Annotated in this window: 14 protein-coding genes; 4 read left to right on the forward strand and 10 right to left on the reverse strand. The window is 53.6% G+C overall.

Annotated features, from left to right (window positions below):
• Window positions 1-29: 29 nt before the first annotated feature.
• A complete protein-coding gene (ybfF, locus tag N0B36_RS02340; RefSeq protein ID WP_047415163.1) occupies window positions 30-803 on the reverse strand; it encodes an esterase in 774 nt (257 codons plus the stop codon).
• 194 nt (window positions 804-997) lie between these two features.
• Between ybfF and seqA the strand changes: the two genes are divergently transcribed.
• Entirely contained in the window at window positions 998-1,540 is a 543-nt protein-coding gene (gene seqA / locus N0B36_RS02345; RefSeq protein WP_016152261.1) for a replication initiation negative regulator SeqA, read from the forward strand.
• A gap of 24 nt (window positions 1,541-1,564) precedes the next feature.
• Window positions 1,565-3,205, forward strand: coding sequence for a phosphoglucomutase (alpha-D-glucose-1,6-bisphosphate-dependent) (gene pgm, locus N0B36_RS02350; protein ID WP_016155986.1), 1,641 nt, complete (start codon window positions 1,565-1,567; stop codon window positions 3,203-3,205).
• A 71-nt stretch (window positions 3,206-3,276) separates the two neighbouring features.
• Here pgm and potE read toward each other — a convergent pair whose 3' ends face one another.
• The 9 genes from potE to kdpF all read right to left on the reverse strand — a co-directional run bounded on the left by potE (window position 3,277) and on the right by kdpF (window position 15,212).
• Complete coding sequence (potE, locus tag N0B36_RS02355) at window positions 3,277-4,596, reverse strand: putrescine-ornithine antiporter (protein WP_016155987.1); 1,320 nt, start codon at window positions 4,594-4,596, stop codon at window positions 3,277-3,279.
• On the reverse strand, window positions 4,593-6,791 hold the full coding sequence (gene speF / locus N0B36_RS02360) for an ornithine decarboxylase SpeF (protein WP_259686027.1): 2,199 nt from the start codon (window positions 6,789-6,791) through the stop codon (window positions 4,593-4,595). The genes potE and speF overlap by 4 nt, the downstream gene beginning before the upstream one ends.
• A gap of 256 nt (window positions 6,792-7,047) precedes the next feature.
• On the reverse strand, window positions 7,048-7,152 hold the full coding sequence (gene speFL, locus N0B36_RS02365) for a leader peptide SpeFL (RefSeq protein ID WP_114149115.1): 105 nt from the start codon (window positions 7,150-7,152) through the stop codon (window positions 7,048-7,050).
• 278 nt (window positions 7,153-7,430) lie between these two features.
• The gene (kdpE, locus tag N0B36_RS02370; RefSeq protein ID WP_049269245.1) at window positions 7,431-8,108 is read right to left on the reverse strand and encodes a two-component system response regulator KdpE; all 678 of its coding nucleotides are present in this window, start codon (window positions 8,106-8,108) and stop codon (window positions 7,431-7,433) included.
• Window positions 8,105-10,789 (reverse strand): two-component system sensor histidine kinase KdpD, encoded by a 2,685-nt coding sequence (kdpD, locus tag N0B36_RS02375; RefSeq protein WP_047359485.1) that lies wholly within the window; start codon window positions 10,787-10,789, stop codon window positions 8,105-8,107. Before kdpD ends, kdpE begins: the two co-directional genes overlap by 4 nt.
• Window positions 10,790-10,799: 10 nt before the next feature.
• Entirely contained in the window at window positions 10,800-11,366 is a 567-nt protein-coding gene (gene kdpC, locus N0B36_RS02380; protein WP_049042889.1) for a potassium-transporting ATPase subunit KdpC, read from the reverse strand.
• An 8-nt stretch (window positions 11,367-11,374) separates the two neighbouring features.
• Window positions 11,375-13,423, reverse strand: coding sequence for a potassium-transporting ATPase subunit KdpB (gene kdpB, locus N0B36_RS02385; protein ID WP_200079490.1), 2,049 nt, complete (start codon window positions 13,421-13,423; stop codon window positions 11,375-11,377).
• 20 nt (window positions 13,424-13,443) lie between these two features.
• The gene (kdpA, locus tag N0B36_RS02390) at window positions 13,444-15,123 is read right to left on the reverse strand and encodes a potassium-transporting ATPase subunit KdpA (RefSeq protein WP_200079491.1); all 1,680 of its coding nucleotides are present in this window, start codon (window positions 15,121-15,123) and stop codon (window positions 13,444-13,446) included.
• Window positions 15,123-15,212 carry a K(+)-transporting ATPase subunit F gene (gene kdpF, locus N0B36_RS02395; protein WP_001670793.1) on the reverse strand — a complete coding sequence of 30 codons (90 nt, stop codon included), beginning with the start codon at window positions 15,210-15,212 and terminating at the stop codon, window positions 15,123-15,125. Before kdpF ends, kdpA begins: the two co-directional genes overlap by 1 nt.
• A gap of 308 nt (window positions 15,213-15,520) precedes the next feature.
• On the opposite strand from kdpF, the gene N0B36_RS02400 reads away from it, so the two are divergent.
• Complete coding sequence (locus tag N0B36_RS02400) at window positions 15,521-15,727, forward strand: YbfA family protein (protein WP_003022870.1); 207 nt, start codon at window positions 15,521-15,523, stop codon at window positions 15,725-15,727.
• Window positions 15,728-15,851: 124 nt separating this feature from the next.
• On the forward strand, window positions 15,852-17,270 hold the full coding sequence (gene phrB / locus N0B36_RS02405; protein WP_259686028.1) for a deoxyribodipyrimidine photo-lyase: 1,419 nt from the start codon (window positions 15,852-15,854) through the stop codon (window positions 17,268-17,270).
• Window positions 17,271-17,410: the final 140 nt, after the last annotated feature.

Consider the following 17,410-nt stretch of genomic DNA (forward strand, 5'->3'; position numbering starts at 1 on the left):
GTAATCACGCGCAGACGCTGAGTTTTTAATCAGTTAGCCTGCTCGCTCAGATAACGACGGATGGCGCGCAGTACCGCCTCCGGTTTTTCCGCATGCACCCAATGGCCCGCGCCTGCAATAACGTGCGCCCGAGCCTGCGGGAATTGCGCCAGCAGTTGTTCGCGATACGCTTCGGTTACATAAGGTGAGTTGCCTCCGGGGATAAACAGCGCCGGGTGTTCCCACGCCGGGATGGTCTCCCAGCCGACAATATGAGGATATTGCTCCCACAGCACGGGAACATTAAAGCGCCATTCGCCGTCCACGAAGGATTTGAGCAGAAACTGGATCACGCCTTCCTCTTGCAGATGCTGGCGCATGACGCTCGCCGCCTGCTGACGCGAAGAGGACTGCGCGTCAGTTACTGCGTTAATGGCAGCAAAAATCTCATCGTGACGGCGAACATGATAGTCAACGGGAGCAATGTCGATGGCTACCAACCGTTCGACACGTTCCGGGGCCAGCGCGGTTAACGCCATGACGGCTTTGCCCCCCATCGAGTGACCAATAAAGATCGCTTTTTCGATCTGTTGATCGTCCAGCGTATCCAGCAGGTCTTGCGCCATGGCCGGATAATTCATCTCAGGTGAACGCGGGGAGAGGCCATGATTTCGCATATCAACCTGGATGATATCGTGATCGGCCACCAGATCGCGCGCCAGGATCCCCAGGTTATCCAGACTGCCAAACAGGCCGTGCACCAGGACGATGGGAGAATTATTGTGCAGGTTTTGCGCAGATTGCGCTCGGATATTCAATTTCATGGCAAAGTTCTTTTTTTCACACTCACGGGTTAGGGTATCATGTTGACCATTCTGCCACATGGCTGCAACAACTACGGTTACTCTGAGTTTTGCCAGCCACCAGGCTTGACGCTATCCGCTGTTGGGATTTGCCTTTACACTACGCGTGTTGACCCCAACAACTTGTATTCAGCTAAACACTGCACTGGATTAAGATGAAAACGATTGAAGTTGATGATGAACTCTATAGCTATATTGCCAGCCACACCAAGCATATCGGCGAGAGCGCATCCGACATTTTACGGCGTATGTTGAAGTTTTCCGCCGCATCACAGCCTGTCACTCCGGTAGTAAAAGAAGTCCGCGCTGTGCAAGCTGTCGTGGAAGCGAAGCCGGTTAACCCCGTAAAAGATAAAGTGCGCGCGATGCGTGAACTGCTGCTGTCCGACGAATATGCAGAGCAGAAGAAAGCAGTAAATCGCTTTATGCTGGTGCTGTCTACACTCTATTCACTGGATCAAAACGCGTTCGCCGAAGCAACGGAATCGTTGCATGGTCGTACGCGCGTTTATTTTGCAGCAGATGAACAGACGCTGCTGAAAAATGGTAATCAAACTAAACCAAAACACGTGCCAGGCACGCCGTACTGGGTAATCACCAATACCAATACCGGCCGTAAATGCAGCATGGTTGAGCACATCATGCAGTCAATGCAATTCCCTGCGGAATTGATTGAAAAGGTTTGCGGAACAATTTAATCCTTGCATTAGAAGGACCAGGCAATGGCAATCCACAACCGTGCAGGTCAACCTGCGCAACAGAGTGATTTGATTAACGTCGCCCAACTGACGGCACAGTACTATGTACTGAAACCAACGGCAGGGAACGCTGAGCACGCCGTCAAGTTCGGTACGTCCGGACATCGCGGCAGTGCAGGTCGTCATAGTTTTAACGAGCCGCATATTCTGGCTATCGCTCAGGCGATTGCTGAAGAACGTGCGAAAAACGGGATCACTGGCCCGTGCTACGTGGGCAAGGATACCCACGCGCTGTCTGAACCGGCTTTTATCTCTGTCCTGGAAGTGCTGGCAGCGAACGGCGTGGACGTCATCGTTCAGGAAAATAACGGCTTTACGCCAACCCCTGCCGTGTCGAATGCTATCCTGGTCCATAACAAAAAAGGCGGCCCGCTGGCTGACGGCATTGTGATCACGCCGTCCCACAATCCGCCGGAAGATGGTGGCATTAAATACAACCCGCCAAACGGTGGTCCGGCAGATACTAACGTCACCAAAGTGGTGGAAGACAGGGCTAACGCTCTGCTGGCTGATGGTCTGCAAGGCGTGAAGCGTATGTCGCTGGACGCTGCGCTGGCATCTGGTCATGTAAAAGAGCAGGACCTGGTTCAGCCGTTTGTTGAAGGACTGGCCGACATCGTCGACATGGCGGCGATCCAGAAAGCGGGCCTGACGCTGGGCGTCGATCCGCTTGGCGGTTCCGGTATCGAATACTGGAAGCGTATTGCCAAGCACTACAACCTGAACCTGACTATCGTTAACGATCACGTTGATCAGACTTTCCGCTTTATGCATCTCGACAAAGATGGCGCAATCCGTATGGACTGCTCCTCCGAGTGCGCGATGGCGGGACTGTTGGCGCTGCGTGACAAGTTCGATCTGGCCTTTGCCAACGATCCGGACTATGACCGTCACGGTATCGTCACCCCGGCGGGCCTGATGAATCCGAACCACTACCTGGCGGTGGCGATCAACTACCTGTTCCAGCATCGTCCGCTGTGGGGCAAAGACGTTGCCGTTGGTAAGACGCTGGTCTCTTCGGCGATGATTGACCGCGTAGTGAATGATTTAGGGCGTAAACTGGTCGAAGTTCCGGTTGGCTTTAAATGGTTCGTTGACGGTCTGTTTGACGGCAGCTTTGGCTTTGGTGGTGAAGAGAGCGCGGGCGCTTCTTTCCTGCGCTTTGACGGTACACCGTGGTCGACCGACAAAGACGGCATCATCATGTGCCTGCTGGCGGCAGAAATTACCGCAGTGACCGGTAAGAATCCGCAAGAGCACTACAACGAACTGGCAGCCCGTTTCGGCGCGCCAAGCTACAACCGCCTGCAGGCAAGCGCGACCTCCGCGCAGAAAGCGGCGCTGTCTAAGCTGTCTCCGGAAATGGTGAGTGCCAGCACGCTGGCGGGCGACCCGATCACGGCACGTCTGACGGCGGCACCGGGTAACGGTGCTTCTATCGGCGGTCTGAAGGTGATGACTGACAACGGCTGGTTTGCTGCGCGTCCGTCAGGTACTGAAGACGCCTATAAAATCTACTGCGAGAGCTTCCTTGGTGAAGAACATCGCAAGCAGATCGAAAAAGAAGCCGTTGAGATTGTCAGCGAAGTGCTGAAAAACGCGTAAGTATTGTTTGTACTGACGCGTTTTGTAGGCCCGGTAAGCGTTAGCGCTACCGGGCTTTTTTATGCCAAGATTTAACTATGCTTATTTTTCAGTTCAAAACGCGGTGATACCAGGCCATACAGCGTCCAGCCGAGGAAGGTCACGATAGAACCATAAAGCATTGCTTCTTCGCCAGAGGAGTAGAGCGCATAGAAGCTGTACAATGCGCCAACAAACGCCACGAAGTTTGCCGGTTTCGCTTTCGACGACGGAACATTCGCCATTTTTTGAATAATTACCAGCGCGGCCATCGACAGAATATACGGAATGATGTTCGTCACCACCGCCAGGTTGACCAGCACGTTGAACTGACTGTTCAGTGACGGGCTGATAGTCATCAGTGATAAACCACTCTGGATGATCACGATTGCCAGCATCCCCTGAACCGGCGCGTCTACTTTGGTCACGCGGGAGAAGATTTTAGGGAAGTAACCCCCATCAGCCGACGATTTGAATACCTGAGCGATAGTGAACTGCCAGCCCAGCAGTGAACCGCAGCAGGACATCACCATCAGCGCCATGATCACCTTACCGACTTCCGGGGTGAACATTTGTGCGAAGGCTAAACCGAACGGTGCTGTAGAGTTAGCCAGATCCATATTCGGCACAATCCCGGCTATCACGTTGGTGGAGATGATGTAAATCACCGCCGCGCCCAGCGTACCGCCCAATACGGCGATGGGCACGTTGCGTTCCGGGTTGTCTACCACTTCAGCGTTGGCGCAGGCCGATTCCAGACCCAGAAAAGCCCACAAGGTCATCGCAATGGAAGAGCCGACAGCCGTGAAGAACGGGACGTGGTGTGGATTCCAGGAGTTAGCGTACAGCGTCGGACTGAACCAGAACCAGCCGATGATACACAGACCGACAACCGGAATAATGACGCCCCAAACGGTGATGCTGCTGATCTGCCCGGTAATGCGCGCCCCGCCAAAGTTAGCCACGGTACAGATCCACAGTACACCAATGGTTGCCAGGCCAATCTGCACCGGTGTCAGTGTGGCGCCAAACAGCTCGGTACCGTAGCCAACGGCGGAGATGGCGATAGCCACGTTGGCGATTAACAGCGAAACGCCATAAGTGTAGTTCGCCATAAAGTTACCGGATTTGCCAAAGGCGTATTCAGCGTAACCCCCCATACCACCGGATTTACGGCTGAACATACCGCATTTTGCGAAGGCCCAGGCCAGCGCCATTGAACCGACAGCAGTCACCAGCCACGAGATGATCGAGATAGTACCGACTTCCGCAAGCTTGGTGGGCAACATGATGATTCCGGATCCCATCATATTAACCATGGTCAGGATAGTGAGCTGGACGACGCCCATTTTGTTGGATTTGGCTTTGCTCATAACATTTCCCCTTTCAACAGAGCGTGTTGCGCGCTTTGTTGCTTAATCACGTAGCACCACACCTGTTTACGACCGTCGTGTTCTTCGATGTAGACACCCTGGAGTTCAGGCGCAAAACCCGGTAGCAAATTGATTCCTTCTTCCAGTGCGCTGAAGTAACGTAATACTGAACCGCCCCAGATTTCACCCGGAACCACACACAGTACGCCCGGAGGATAAGGCAGCGCGCCTTCTGCCGCGATGCGACCTTCAGCGTCCGGCAGACGCACCAGTTCAACTTCACCACGCAGATATGCATAATTGGCATCCTGGGGATTCATGCTGACGCGCGGGAAATGTGCCTTACGGAACATCTCTTTCTGGAGCTGCTTCACGTTGTGACGCGCATACAAATCGTGCATCTCCTGGCACAGTTGGCGCAGGGTGTAACCGGCGTAACGGGCTTCATGCTGCTTGTAGATCGAAGGCAGAACCTCGGCTAGCGGGGCATCGGCTTCCAGCAGTTTTTCGAAACGTACCAGCAGGGCGACAAGCTGCTGCAACTTCGCCATATCTTCTGCGGGGGTCAGCAGGAACAGGATGGAGTTGAGGTCGCATTTTTCGGGCACCACACCATTTTCGCGCAGGAAGTTAGCCAGAATGGTAGCCGGAACGCCGAAGGTATCGTATTCGCCGTTACGCGCATTAATACCCGGAGTGGTGAGCAGCAATTTGCATGGATCCACAAAGTACTGGTGTTCGGCATACCCTTCAAAGGCATGCCAGTGTTCACCGGGAACAAAATGGAAGAAACGCAGGTCGCTGGCGATTTCAGCGGTGGGATAATCCTGCCACGGTTTACCCTCTACTATCTCCGGCACGAACGGGCGGATATGGTGGCAGTTTTCCAGGATCAACTTACGAGTATCAATTCCGTTGACGACGCAGTCCATCCACATGTTGCGCCCGCTGACGCCTTCATGCATTTTGGCGTTGATGTCCAGTGCGGCAAAGAGCGGATAGAACGGGCTGGTGGAGGCGTGCATCATGAACGCGTTATTCATTCGTTTATGAGGCACGTAGCGAGACTGGCCTTTAATATGGCTGTCTTTTTTGTGGATCTGCGAAGTCTGAGAGAAGCCTGCCTGTTGTTTGTGCACTGACTGGGTGACCAGAATGCCGGGGTCATTTTCGTTAAGATCCAGCAACAGCGGAGAGCAATCGGCCATCATCGGAATAAACTGCTCATAGCCAACCCACGCGGAGTCAAACAGGATGTAGTCGCACAGATGACCGATCTTATCCACCACCTGACGGGCGTTATAGATTGTGCCGTCGTAGGTACCTAACTGAATCACGGCCAGACGGAATGGACGCTCATCTTTCGAACGTTGTGGCGCAACTTCACTCACCTGTTCACGTAGATAGCCTTCTTCAAAGCAGTGCGCGTCGATCCCGCCGATAAAGCCGTACGGGTTACGCGCGGTTTCCAGATATACCGGCGTTGCCCCGGCCTGCAATAACGCGCCGTGGTGGTTTGACTTGTGGTTGTTGCGGTCGAATAACACCAGATCGCCTGGGGTGAGCAATGCGTTAAGCACCACTTTGTTCGATGAGGAGGTCCCGTTCAGTACAAAGTAGGTCTTATCCGCGTTGAAAACTTTAGCTGCGTGCTGTTGTGCGATGCAGGGAGCGCCTTCGTGAATCAGCAGATCACCCATTGCGACATCGGCATTACACAAATCGGAGCGGAAAAGTGTTTCGCCGAAATATTCGACAAACTGATTACCCGCAGGATGGCGACGGAAAAACTCGCCCCCCTGATGACCAGGACAATCAAAGGCGCTGTTACCCTGATTGACATAGTCGACAAGCGCACGGAAGAACGGCGGACGTAACTGCGTTTCATAATGGCTGGCGGCGGTTTCTAACTGCCGGCCATAAAAGGCGGTACGGGCTTCATTACATTCGAATATACCTGAGATCCGCGGCAGATGTTCAGATGGAACACGTTCTTCATTTTCGGTGGCGATAAAAACAGGAATCCCATAGCCGGTGGCGTCAATTTCATCGAGTTTTCCACGTTCAATATCATTGATGGATAACACGATAGCAGCAACATCAATAAAATTACTTTCATCGATATTTACGCAAGAACGCTGCGTAGAAAAACAATCAGGACAGGAACGGCTTACGGCAATTTTTAATTCTGACATTTTCATCTCTTTATTTTTAGGTAATAGCAGGTCCTCAATTTCTCTAATGAGAAATTGATAACTCCGGAAAAAAAAGCAAAGTCATACCGCTGATAAATAAATCAGTAAATTGCTTTTTTGAAGATGCAATAAACCCTAACCGGTCCGGTCACAGGTAATACAGGGTTATGCAGGGAGAGCACTGCGGATACAGGCGTTAGCCTGCGATACAGAGAGTCAGGAAGACCTGTATACTTGAGTGCCCTTAGTCGGAAGACTAACGGGCATTAAAGAAATGAAAGTCGAAACTGTTGCGGTGGGCAAACATCATAATATGCGTTGTTCGCCTTATATGTGGCATTGTACGGCTATTATTTTCCATTTTAGTTACCTTTACTGGATAAGTGGAAGGTGCGGGTATTTTATCCAGGAAATGGCTATGAACTGTGAAGAAGATCAATAAAAAACGATCGTTTATAAAATATTTAGTCGCCATTTATGCATAGTGCGGGACAAGATGCTGTTTTGTTGTTTATATGTTATTTATTTGTATTTTATTATTTTTTTACAATATTCTACTGGCTGCATAATAAGTATTATGCAGTGGAGTGAGTAATGAAAAATATATTTATTAATTAATCAGAAAAAATGAATAAGAATTCACGGCATAAACCGATAGCCAATTCCGGTTTCGGTCAGAAAATGACGCGGACGGGCCGGGTCCTGTTCCAGCTTCTGGCGCAGGTGTCCCATATAAATACGTAGATAATGACTGTGTTCGACGGCGTTTGGTCCCCAAACCTGATTTAACAACTGGCGTTGCGTCAGTACCTTCCCGGCATTATTTAGCAGAACCGCTAACAGACGAAACTCAATCGGCGTCAAATGAATTTCCTCGTCACCACGGTGAACGAGGCGCGCGGCAATATCCACTTTGACGTTGGAAAAATGTACCACCGGTTCGGGAGACGCACCGCTGGCGTGGCGACGCAATGCCACGCGCAATCTCGCCTGTAGCTCGCCAATACCAAAGGGTTTACTGAGATAGTCATCGGCACCGGCATCCAGCGCAGCAATTTTATCGCTTTCCTCACTGCGGGCTGAAAGCACAATCACCGGAATCGCGCTCCATTGTCGCAGGTCGCGAATAAAATCAATGCCGTCGCCGTCCGGCAGGCCGAGATCGAGAATGATGAGATCGGGTTTTCGCGTGGCGGCTTCCAACAGACCACGTTGCAGCGTTTCTGCTTCATATACACGCAGGCCATCGGCTTCCAGCGCAGTGCGCAGAAAGCGGCGAATGGCATGTTCATCTTCAACAATCAGTACGTTCGTCACATATCCTCATGAAAATCTTCAAGTTCAGGGGGGATTTCCTGGGGCAGTGTAACACGAAAACAGGCTCCTCCTTGCGCGCGATTGTGGACCGAAATAGTACCGCCGTGCACGTCCACAATAGCCTGACAAATTGCCAGCCCCAGCCCAACGCCGGGCACCGATGACTCTTTGTTTCCCCGGGAAAATTTGTCAAAAACGCGCTGTTCCATACCCGACGGAATACCCGGCCCATTATCCCAGACGTCCAGTTGCAGATGTGCGCCATCGACGCTGGCATCAATACCGATTTGCGCCTGTGGACCCGCGTATTTGACGGCGTTTTCCAACAGGTTAATCAGCACCCGTTCAAAGAGCGGACCATCGACGTGAATCAGTGTTAACGGTTCAGGTAACGACAAATTAATCGGGGCAGAGAGACCGGGCTCCAGCATCTGCAGGGCGCTGCCGACCACCTCTTCCAGCGTTAACCACTCCTTCTTAAGATTAAAGCCGCCAGACTGAATTCGCGCCATATCCAGCAGGTTATTAACCAGTCGGGTAGTATTCAGAACGTGCTGGCGAATCTCACTGGCCTGGCGCGCGTGCGGCGATCCCTCGCTGGCCAGATCCAGCGTTAAGATTTCCGCCTGACCGAACAACACCGTCAACGGCGTGCGCAAATCGTGGGACAGAGCAGCGAGCAGGGCGTTGCGAATGCTTTCGCGCTCGCTGGCAAACCGCGCCTGCTCTTCGCTGGCGGTCAGCGTCAGGCGCTCCAGCGCACTGGCTACCAGTAGAGTGAAGGTTTCCAGCAGGCGTTGCTGTTCGGGGATCATAAGCTGGCGTAAATTTCCCGGTTCGACCACCAGCAGCCCATGCGTTTTATCGGCGCTTTTTAACGGTAAAATCTGATACGGCACGCCCGGTAACGTGTCGGTGCCTGCACCGGCCGGTTGTCCTTTGTCAAAGCTCCATTGTGCAATGGCGTCATCCCACGGCGTCATGCCCTGTTGATGGGTGAGCGGGGCCAGCTTACCGTTTTCACCGGGCAGTAAAACCTGGCTGCGAGCCTGAAACGTTGAAGCGATAAACTGTTCGCTGGTGGCGGCGATATCCGTCTGACTCCGACCGACGGCCAGCGCTTTCGACATCTCATACAAATGACGCGTACGCTGTTCACGATAACGCGCAACCCGCGCCTGATAACGCACCCCGGCGGTCAGATTACCAATAACCAGCCCTACCGTTAGCATTACGGCAAAGGTGAGCAGGTACTGAACGTCTGAAACGGCCAGCGTCCCGCGTGGGGCAATAAAGAAGAGATCGAAGCTGGCGACGTTAATAAAGGTTGCCAGTACTGACGGCCAGCGTCCGTAAAAGAGTGCGATAACCACCACACCCAATAAATAGATCATCACCAGGTTGGCGGCGTCAAAGGCCATTAGCCACTGCATGGCGATTAGCGTAATGATGGCGCACAGCGCAACGGCAACCACACAACCCTGAATTTGTACCCGCCATTTATCCTTAAAGGTGCGGCTATCAGCCGTTTGCAGCACAGGGCGTGAAGGGGGCTCATCGAGCGCAACAATCATCAGGTCGAGATCCGGTGCGCGATGAGCGAGTTTGTCGGCAAAGGAATCGCTACGCCACCAGCGACGCGTAGTCGGACGCCCGAGCACAATTTTTCCCAGATTATGCTCACGGGCATAGTGGATGACCGCTTTGTCTTCGGCGGGGTCGGAAAGGGTGGCTGTTTCTGCGCCTAACTCCTGAGCCAGCCGCAGAGCGCTTAAAATTGCGCGGCGTTGTTTTTCGGGCAGTCGGTGCAGCGCTGGCGTTTCGACATACACCGCATGCCAGACGCTGCCGAGACGCGCCGCCAGACGTGCGGCGGCGCGTACCAGTTTTTCGCTGCCGGTATTGTGCCCAATGCACAGTAAAATAGCGTCGCGGGTATGCCAGACTTTCTCCTCTCCCGGACGTCCTCGCCAGGCGCGCATCTGATCGTCTACCCGATCAGCCGTGCGGCGCAGGGCCAGTTCACGTAGCGCGATCAGATTACCTTTGCGAAAGAAATGCTCAATTGCTCTTTCTGCCTGACCGGCGATATAAACCTTGCCTTCGTTCAGGCGCTGGCGCAAATCGTCGGGGGGGAGATCGACCAGCACCACATCGTCGGCGGCATCGAAAAAAGGGTCGGGTACGGTTTCACGAACCTGAATGCCGGTAACGCCGCTGACCACGTCATTGAGACTTTCCAGATGCTGCACGTTAACGGTAGTAAAGACATCAATCCCGGCTTCCAGCAGCTCTTCAATGTCCTGCCAGCGCTTAGGATGCCGTGAGCCTGGCGCATTACTGTGCGCCAGTTCATCCATCAAAATGAGCGCTGGACGGCGGGCCAGCGCCGCGTCGAGATCGAACTCATTGATATGGCGGCCGTGACGCGCCTGTCGCTTTAGCGGCAGGATGCTGAGGCCGTCCAACAGCGCGGCGGTCTCTTTGCGTCCATGGGTTTCAACCACGCCAATCAGCACATCTAACCCTTGCGCCCGCAGTCGCTGGGCCTCTGCCAGCATGGCCCAGGTTTTGCCGACGCCAGCACAGGCACCGAAGAAAATTTTCAGTTTTCCCCGGTGCGGGGCCGTGGTCTGCTCCAGCAGGCGATCGGGGTCGGGGCGTAAGGGTTCGTTATGCATGTCCTTTTTCTCAGTGCTTATCCAGCGCTAAATTAAGTTCCACCAGGTTCACCACCGGCTGACCGATAAAACTGACCAACGGCTTTTGCGTATATTGTGCAACCAACCGCGTAACCTCTTCAACGCTGAGGTTGCGAGCCTGCGCCACGCGGGGAATTTGCCAGGCCACCGCGGCTGGCGTCAGGTTGTTATCCAGCCCGCTGGAAGAAGCCGTTACCAGCTCTACCGGGACGGCAGGATTGGCCTGCGGGTTGGCGGCACGCAGTGCGGCAATCCGGCTTTGCAGCTGTTTATCCAGTTCCGGGTTGCTGGCTGCCAGATTACTGCCGCCTGAAGCCATTGGATTATAGGGCATTTCAGCTGTGGCAGACGGACGCCCCTGAAAATAACCGGCAGCGGTAAAATGTTGCCCGATGAGCTCAGAGCCGCGAACAACCTGACCTTCGCTAAGAAGCGAACCGTTAGCCTGGTGGGGAAACCACCACTGCCCCAGCGCGGTCGTCAGCAACGGGTAAGCCCCGCCGGTGATAAGCATCAGGAAAATCAATGTTGATAATGCAGGACGTAATCCACTCATCTGAAACCTCACACCAGACCCAGCAGGGTCAGCAGTAAATCAATCGCTTTGATACCGATAAACGGCACAACCAAACCGCCCAGACCATAGATCCACAAATTGCGGCGCAACATCGCGGATGCGGACAAAGGTTTGTAGCTCACGCCTTTTAGCGCCAGCGGGATTAGAAAGACGATAACCAGCGCGTTAAAGATAACCGCGCTGAGGATCGCCGAGTCTGGCGAATGCAGTCCCATCACGTTCAGCGCATTGAGCTGCGGATAGGTGGCGGCGAAGGCGGCCGGGATAATAGCGAAATACTTCGCGACGTCGTTGGCAATACTGAAAGTGGTCAGCGAACCGCGCGTCATCAGCATTTGTTTACCAATGTGCACTACTTCAATCAGTTTGGTGGGGTTGGAGTCGAGATCCACCATGTTACCTGCTTCTTTCGCTGCCTGGGTTCCAGAGTTCATGGCGACCGCAACGTCGGCCTGCGCCAGGGCAGGAGCGTCATTGGTTCCGTCGCCGGTCATCGCCACCAGACGACCTTCCGCTTGATACTGACGAATCAGCGCCAGCTTGGCTTCCGGCGTGGCTTCAGCTAAGAAGTCATCCACTCCGGCCTCAGCGGCGATCGCGGCAGCGGTCAGGCGGTTATCGCCGGTGATCATCACCGTTTTAATCCCCATTTTGCGCAGTTGAGCAAAACGTTCTTTGATCCCGCCTTTCACAATATCTTTCAGCGCAATCACGCCCAGTACGTGGGAGCCTTCGGCAACCACCAGCGGCGTTGCGCCAAGGCGAGCGACGCTTTCGACCTTCTGCTCCACATCGGCGGGAAAGTGGCCGCCGTTGGCTTCAACGTGCCGACGAATGGCATCGACCGACCCTTTACGGATCATTCGGTTGTCGATGTTGATGCCGCTCATCCGGCTTTGGGCGGTAAACGGCACAAAGGTAGCGTGCAGAGATTGCACGTCGCGAATACGCAGATTAAAGCGCTGTTTTGCCAGGATCACGATGCTGCGGCCTTCCGGCGTTTCATCGGCCAGCGATGAAAGCTGTGCGGCGTCGGCCAGCGTTTTTTCGTCCACGCCGTGGGCGGGCAGAAAATCTGAAGCCTGACGGTTACCCAGCGTAATGGTGCCGGTTTTATCCAGCAGCAGTACGTCTACGTCACCTGCCGCCTCTACTGCACGTCCGCTGGTAGCGATGACATTCGCGCCCAGCATGCGGCTCATCCCGGCGACACCAATCGCTGAGAGCAGTCCGCCTATCGTTGTAGGGATCAAACACACCAACAAGGCAACCAGCACCGTGATGCTGACCGCACTACCACCCCAGGCGGAAAACGGCCATAGCGTGGCGGTCGCCAGCAAAAAGATAATGGTCAGGGCAATCAGCAGGATCGTCAGGGCGATTTCATTGGGCGTTTTACGCCGCTGCGCGCCTTCAACCATGGCGATCATCCGGTCGAGGAACGTTTCACCGGGGTTTACGCTGCATTCGATAACCAGCCAGTCGGAGAGGATGCGGGTCCCGCCGGTGACGGAGGCGAAATCGCCACCGGATTCACGAATCACAGGCGCGGATTCACCGGTAATGGCACTTTCATCTACTGATGCACCACCTTCAATGACCTCGCCGTCACATGGGATAATATCGCCAGCTTCCACCAGCACGATATCCCCTTTCCGTAAATCATCGGCAGGAACGTGATCCATTGCCGCGCCGTATTTGGGTTCGCGAAGTTTACGGGCAAAGGCGGTTTTTTTGACTCCCTTTAGGCTATTAGCCTGAGCTTTACTGCGACCTTCTGCCAGCGCCTCAGCGAAGTTGGCGAACAGAACGGTAATCCACAGCCACAGACTTATCGCGCCGGTAAACCACGGGCTGCCCTGCATATGACCTGTTGCCATCGCCACCGTTAACATGGTCGTTAACAAACAGCCCAGCCAGACGATAAACATCACCGGGTTACGCCACTGGGTATGTGGGCTTAATTTTTTCACGGCGTCCATCAGCGCCTGTGCGACCAGAGAGGGTTCGAACAGCGCCAGTTGCTTGCGACTCATAGTAATGTGCTCCGCATCACTCAGTGTAATGACAGGTATTCTGCGACCGGGCCAAGCGCCAGGGCAGGAACAAAGGTGAGAGCGCCAACCAGTAACACCGTACCGATTAACAACCCGACAAACAGCGCGCCGTGGGTAGGTAGCGTGCCTGGGCTTGCTGGCTGGATCTTTTTACTGACCAGCGACCCGGCAATAGCCATCACGGGGATGATCACGCCGAAGCGACCGAAGAACATGCACAGGGCCAGCAGGCAGTTCCAGAACGGGCTATTGGCGCTTAATCCGGCAAAGGCGCTACCGTTGTTGTTCGAGGCAGACGACACGGCATACAGGACTTCACTAAAGCCGTGAGGACCTGGGTTAAGCATGGCGCTGCGCCCGGTTTCGCTCATCATGGCGATCGCTGTACCGAGCAGGACCAGCGTAGGGGTGACCAGAATCGCCAGCGCGGTCATTTTCATTTCGCGCACGTCGATTTTCTTACCGAGATACTCCGGCGTACGGCCAATCATTAACCCGGCGATAAATACCGCCAGCAGCACGAACAGCAGCATGCCGTACAGACCTGAACCCACACCGCCGAAGACCACTTCACCAATCTGCATCAGCCACATAGGTACCATGCCGCCCAGTGCGGTAAAGGAGTCATGCATCGCATCGACAGCCCCGCAGGATGCTGCTGTGGTGACGACGGAAAAGAGACTCGTGGCCAGCACGCCAAAGCGGCTCTCCTTGCCCTCCATGTTGATATTGCTGTCGGCACCGAATGCCATCAGGTGCGGGTTGCCCTGAACTTCGGCCCACATCACGACGGCAACGCAGACCGCAAAAATCAGTGACATGGCCCACAGTAAGGTCCGCCCCTGACGACGATCGCCCACTACATCACCAAAGGCAAAACACAGCGCGGTGGGAATTAAGAAAATAGCCAGCATCTGTACCAGATTGGTCAGTGCGGTTGGGTTTTCAAACGGATGCGATGAGTTAGCGTTAAAGAATCCCCCTCCGTTAGTGCCGAGCATCTTAATCGCTTCCTGTGAGGCGACTGGCCCCATTGGCAGCAGCTGTTTCACCCCTTCAAGGGTGGTGATGGGCTGATAAGGCAATATGTTTTGCAACGTACCTTGCTGAATGAAGAACAGGGCAATGAGCAACGCAATAGGGACGAGGATCCACAGCGTAATGCGAACCAGATCGACCCAGGCGTTGCCCAGCGTGTTCATACTCTGGCGTGTGAAAGCGCGGGTCAGGGCAAAAATCACCGCAATTCCGGTCGCCGCAGACAGGAAATTCTGCACGGTCAACCCGGCCATCTGGCTGAAATAGCTTAAGGTGGTTTCGCCAGCATAGGATTGCCAGTTGGTATTAGTGACAAAACTCACCGCCGTGTTGAGCGCCAGATCCCACGAAAGCCCTGGCAGTTGCTGGGGATTTAACGGCAGCAGGTTTTGCGCCATTAGCATCGAAAACAGGACCAGCAGGCCCAGCGCATTGAGAGCAAGGATAGCCTGCAGATACTGCCGCCAGTTCATTTCCTGCTGCGAGATGCCCAGACCGCGCCAGAGTAAATGCTCCGCGCCAACCAGGCCCGGCAGGGGCGTATTGTTGATCAGTCGAGCCAGCCCAAATCCCAACGGTCTGGCGATGACAAATAGCACCAGCAAGAAACTGGCAATGAGTAAAAATCCTTGGGCTGCCATCAGAACGCCTCCGCATTGATCAGGGCATAGACCAGGTAACCTAATAATAAAAAGACCAGCACAATGCCGGTTATCACGCCTGCACTCACAGTGCACCTCCAGTGGCATAAATGTGATAACCAGAGCGTAGGTTTTTGCTTGCAAAGATTTCGCAAAAATCAGCGGGTGGGGTGTAAAAAAAGTATAAAAATGGCAAAAACCATTATTTAACTAATGATTAGTATTAATTTAACTTTTATGTAACTTAATTACAGTTTTAAGCTAAACGAAGCATCAATAGATAAAAATAAGTGGTCGGATGAGTAGCAAAATTACACACAAGGCGGTATTATTTTCATCAGTTAACCAAGTTTATTTTTCCGGTGCTATTCACCGAACAGATATATGGGAGAGGATTATGGACTTTTATAAAGAATATCCAGCACACATTGTTTTCTTGCGCCGTACCTTTGCCGTAGTGGCGGGCGTGCTGGCGCTACCGGTCATGCTGTTCTGGAAAGACCGCGCTCGTTTTTACAGCTACCTGCACCGCGTCTGGTCTAAAACCAGTGATAAACCGGTGTGGATGGAGCAGGCTGAAAAAGCCACCTGCGATTTCTACTAAGTTATCGTTCTTGCTCAAGAAAACCGCTCACAGTAATGTGGCGGTTTTTTTTATGCGCCGACGTCTACACTTGTCGGTGTAATAGATAACGAGTGGCAATGATTAATTTATATCCGGGAGTATTATGACCACCCATCTGGTCTGGTTTCGACGTGATTTACGTCTGCATGACAACCTCGCGCTGGCGGCGGCTTGTCGGGATCGTACTGCGCAGGTCATCGCGCTATATATCTCTACTCCTGAGCAGTGGAAGGCGCACGAAATGGCCCCACGTCAGGCGGCATTTGTGAGTGCGCAGTTGAATGCGTTGCAGACGGCGCTGGCGGAAAAAGGCATCCCGCTTCTGTTTGATGAGGTTGCAGATTTTGCGACCAGCGTGGAAACCGTCAAAAACGTCTGCGCACAGCATAGCGTCAGCCGATTGTTTTATAACTATCAATACGAAATAAACGAACGTCAGCGTGATGTCGCCGTTGAGAAGGTACTACCCCATGTGGTGTGTGAAGGGTTTGACGATAGCGTGATCTTGCCTCCGGGGGCGGTCATGACCGGCAATCACGAAATGTATAAAGTCTTTACACCGTTTAAAAATGCCTGGCTGAAGCGGATTAAAGAGGGTGTTCCAGAATGCGTTAGTGCGCCGAAGGTGAGAGAAAGCGGCGCTCTTGACGCTCCGTTAACATCAATAACGCTGAGCTATCCGCAGCAAGATTTTGATACGCAGCGGTTTGTGGCAGAAGAAAAACTGGCTATCGCGCAATTACGCCAGTTTTGCCAGCAGGCCGCGAGAGAATATGAGCAACGGCGTGATTTCCCCGCGGTTGACGGTACCAGTCGATTATCCGCGAGCCTGGCGACAGGGGGATTGTCGCCGCGCCAGTGCCTGAATCGACTGCTCGCGGAGCAGCCGCAGGCGCTTGAAGGAGGGGAAGGCAGCGTCTGGCTGAACGAACTTATCTGGCGTGAATTTTATCGTCATCTGATGACTTACCATCCGGCGCTGTGTCGGCATCAACCGTTTATCCGTTGGACCGATCGCGTGCAATGGCAGAATAATCCTGCACATTTGCAAGCCTGGCAAACAGGGAACACGGGATACCCGATTGTTGATGCGGCGATGCGTCAGCTCAACGCCACGGGCTGGATGCATAATCGATTACGCATGATTACGGCCAGTTTTTTAGTGAAAGATCTACTGATCGACTGGCGTAAAGGCGAGCAATATTTTATGTCGCAACTGATCGATGGCGATCTGGCGGCCAATAACGGCGGCTGGCAGTGGGCGGCCTCAACCGGGACCGACGCCGCACCGTATTTCCGTATCTTTAACCCCACGACTCAGGGCGAAAAATTTGATCGCGACGGCGAGTTTATCCGCCAGTGGCTGCCGGAACTGCGCGATGTGCCGGGTAAAGCCATTCATGATCCGTGGACGTGGGCTGAAAAAGCGCAGGTTACGCTTAACTATCCTCGTCCGATTGTCGATCATAAACAGGCAAGACTGGCGACGCTGGCGGCCTATGAGGCGGCGCGCAAGGGATAAGTATGTGACCGATTTTTGCGTAATGCCTTCCAGCAGAATGAACATGTTGCAGCCGGGAGCTTTTAGCGCTGAAACGTGCTCTCAGTACCGTGAATACCCTGCTGCATAAGTTTTCCCTCAGCAGTAAATTTCTGTCATCT

Source organism: Citrobacter sp. XY323, assembly GCF_025106035.1.
Lineage (GTDB): Bacteria > Pseudomonadota > Gammaproteobacteria > Enterobacterales > Enterobacteriaceae > Citrobacter > Citrobacter braakii.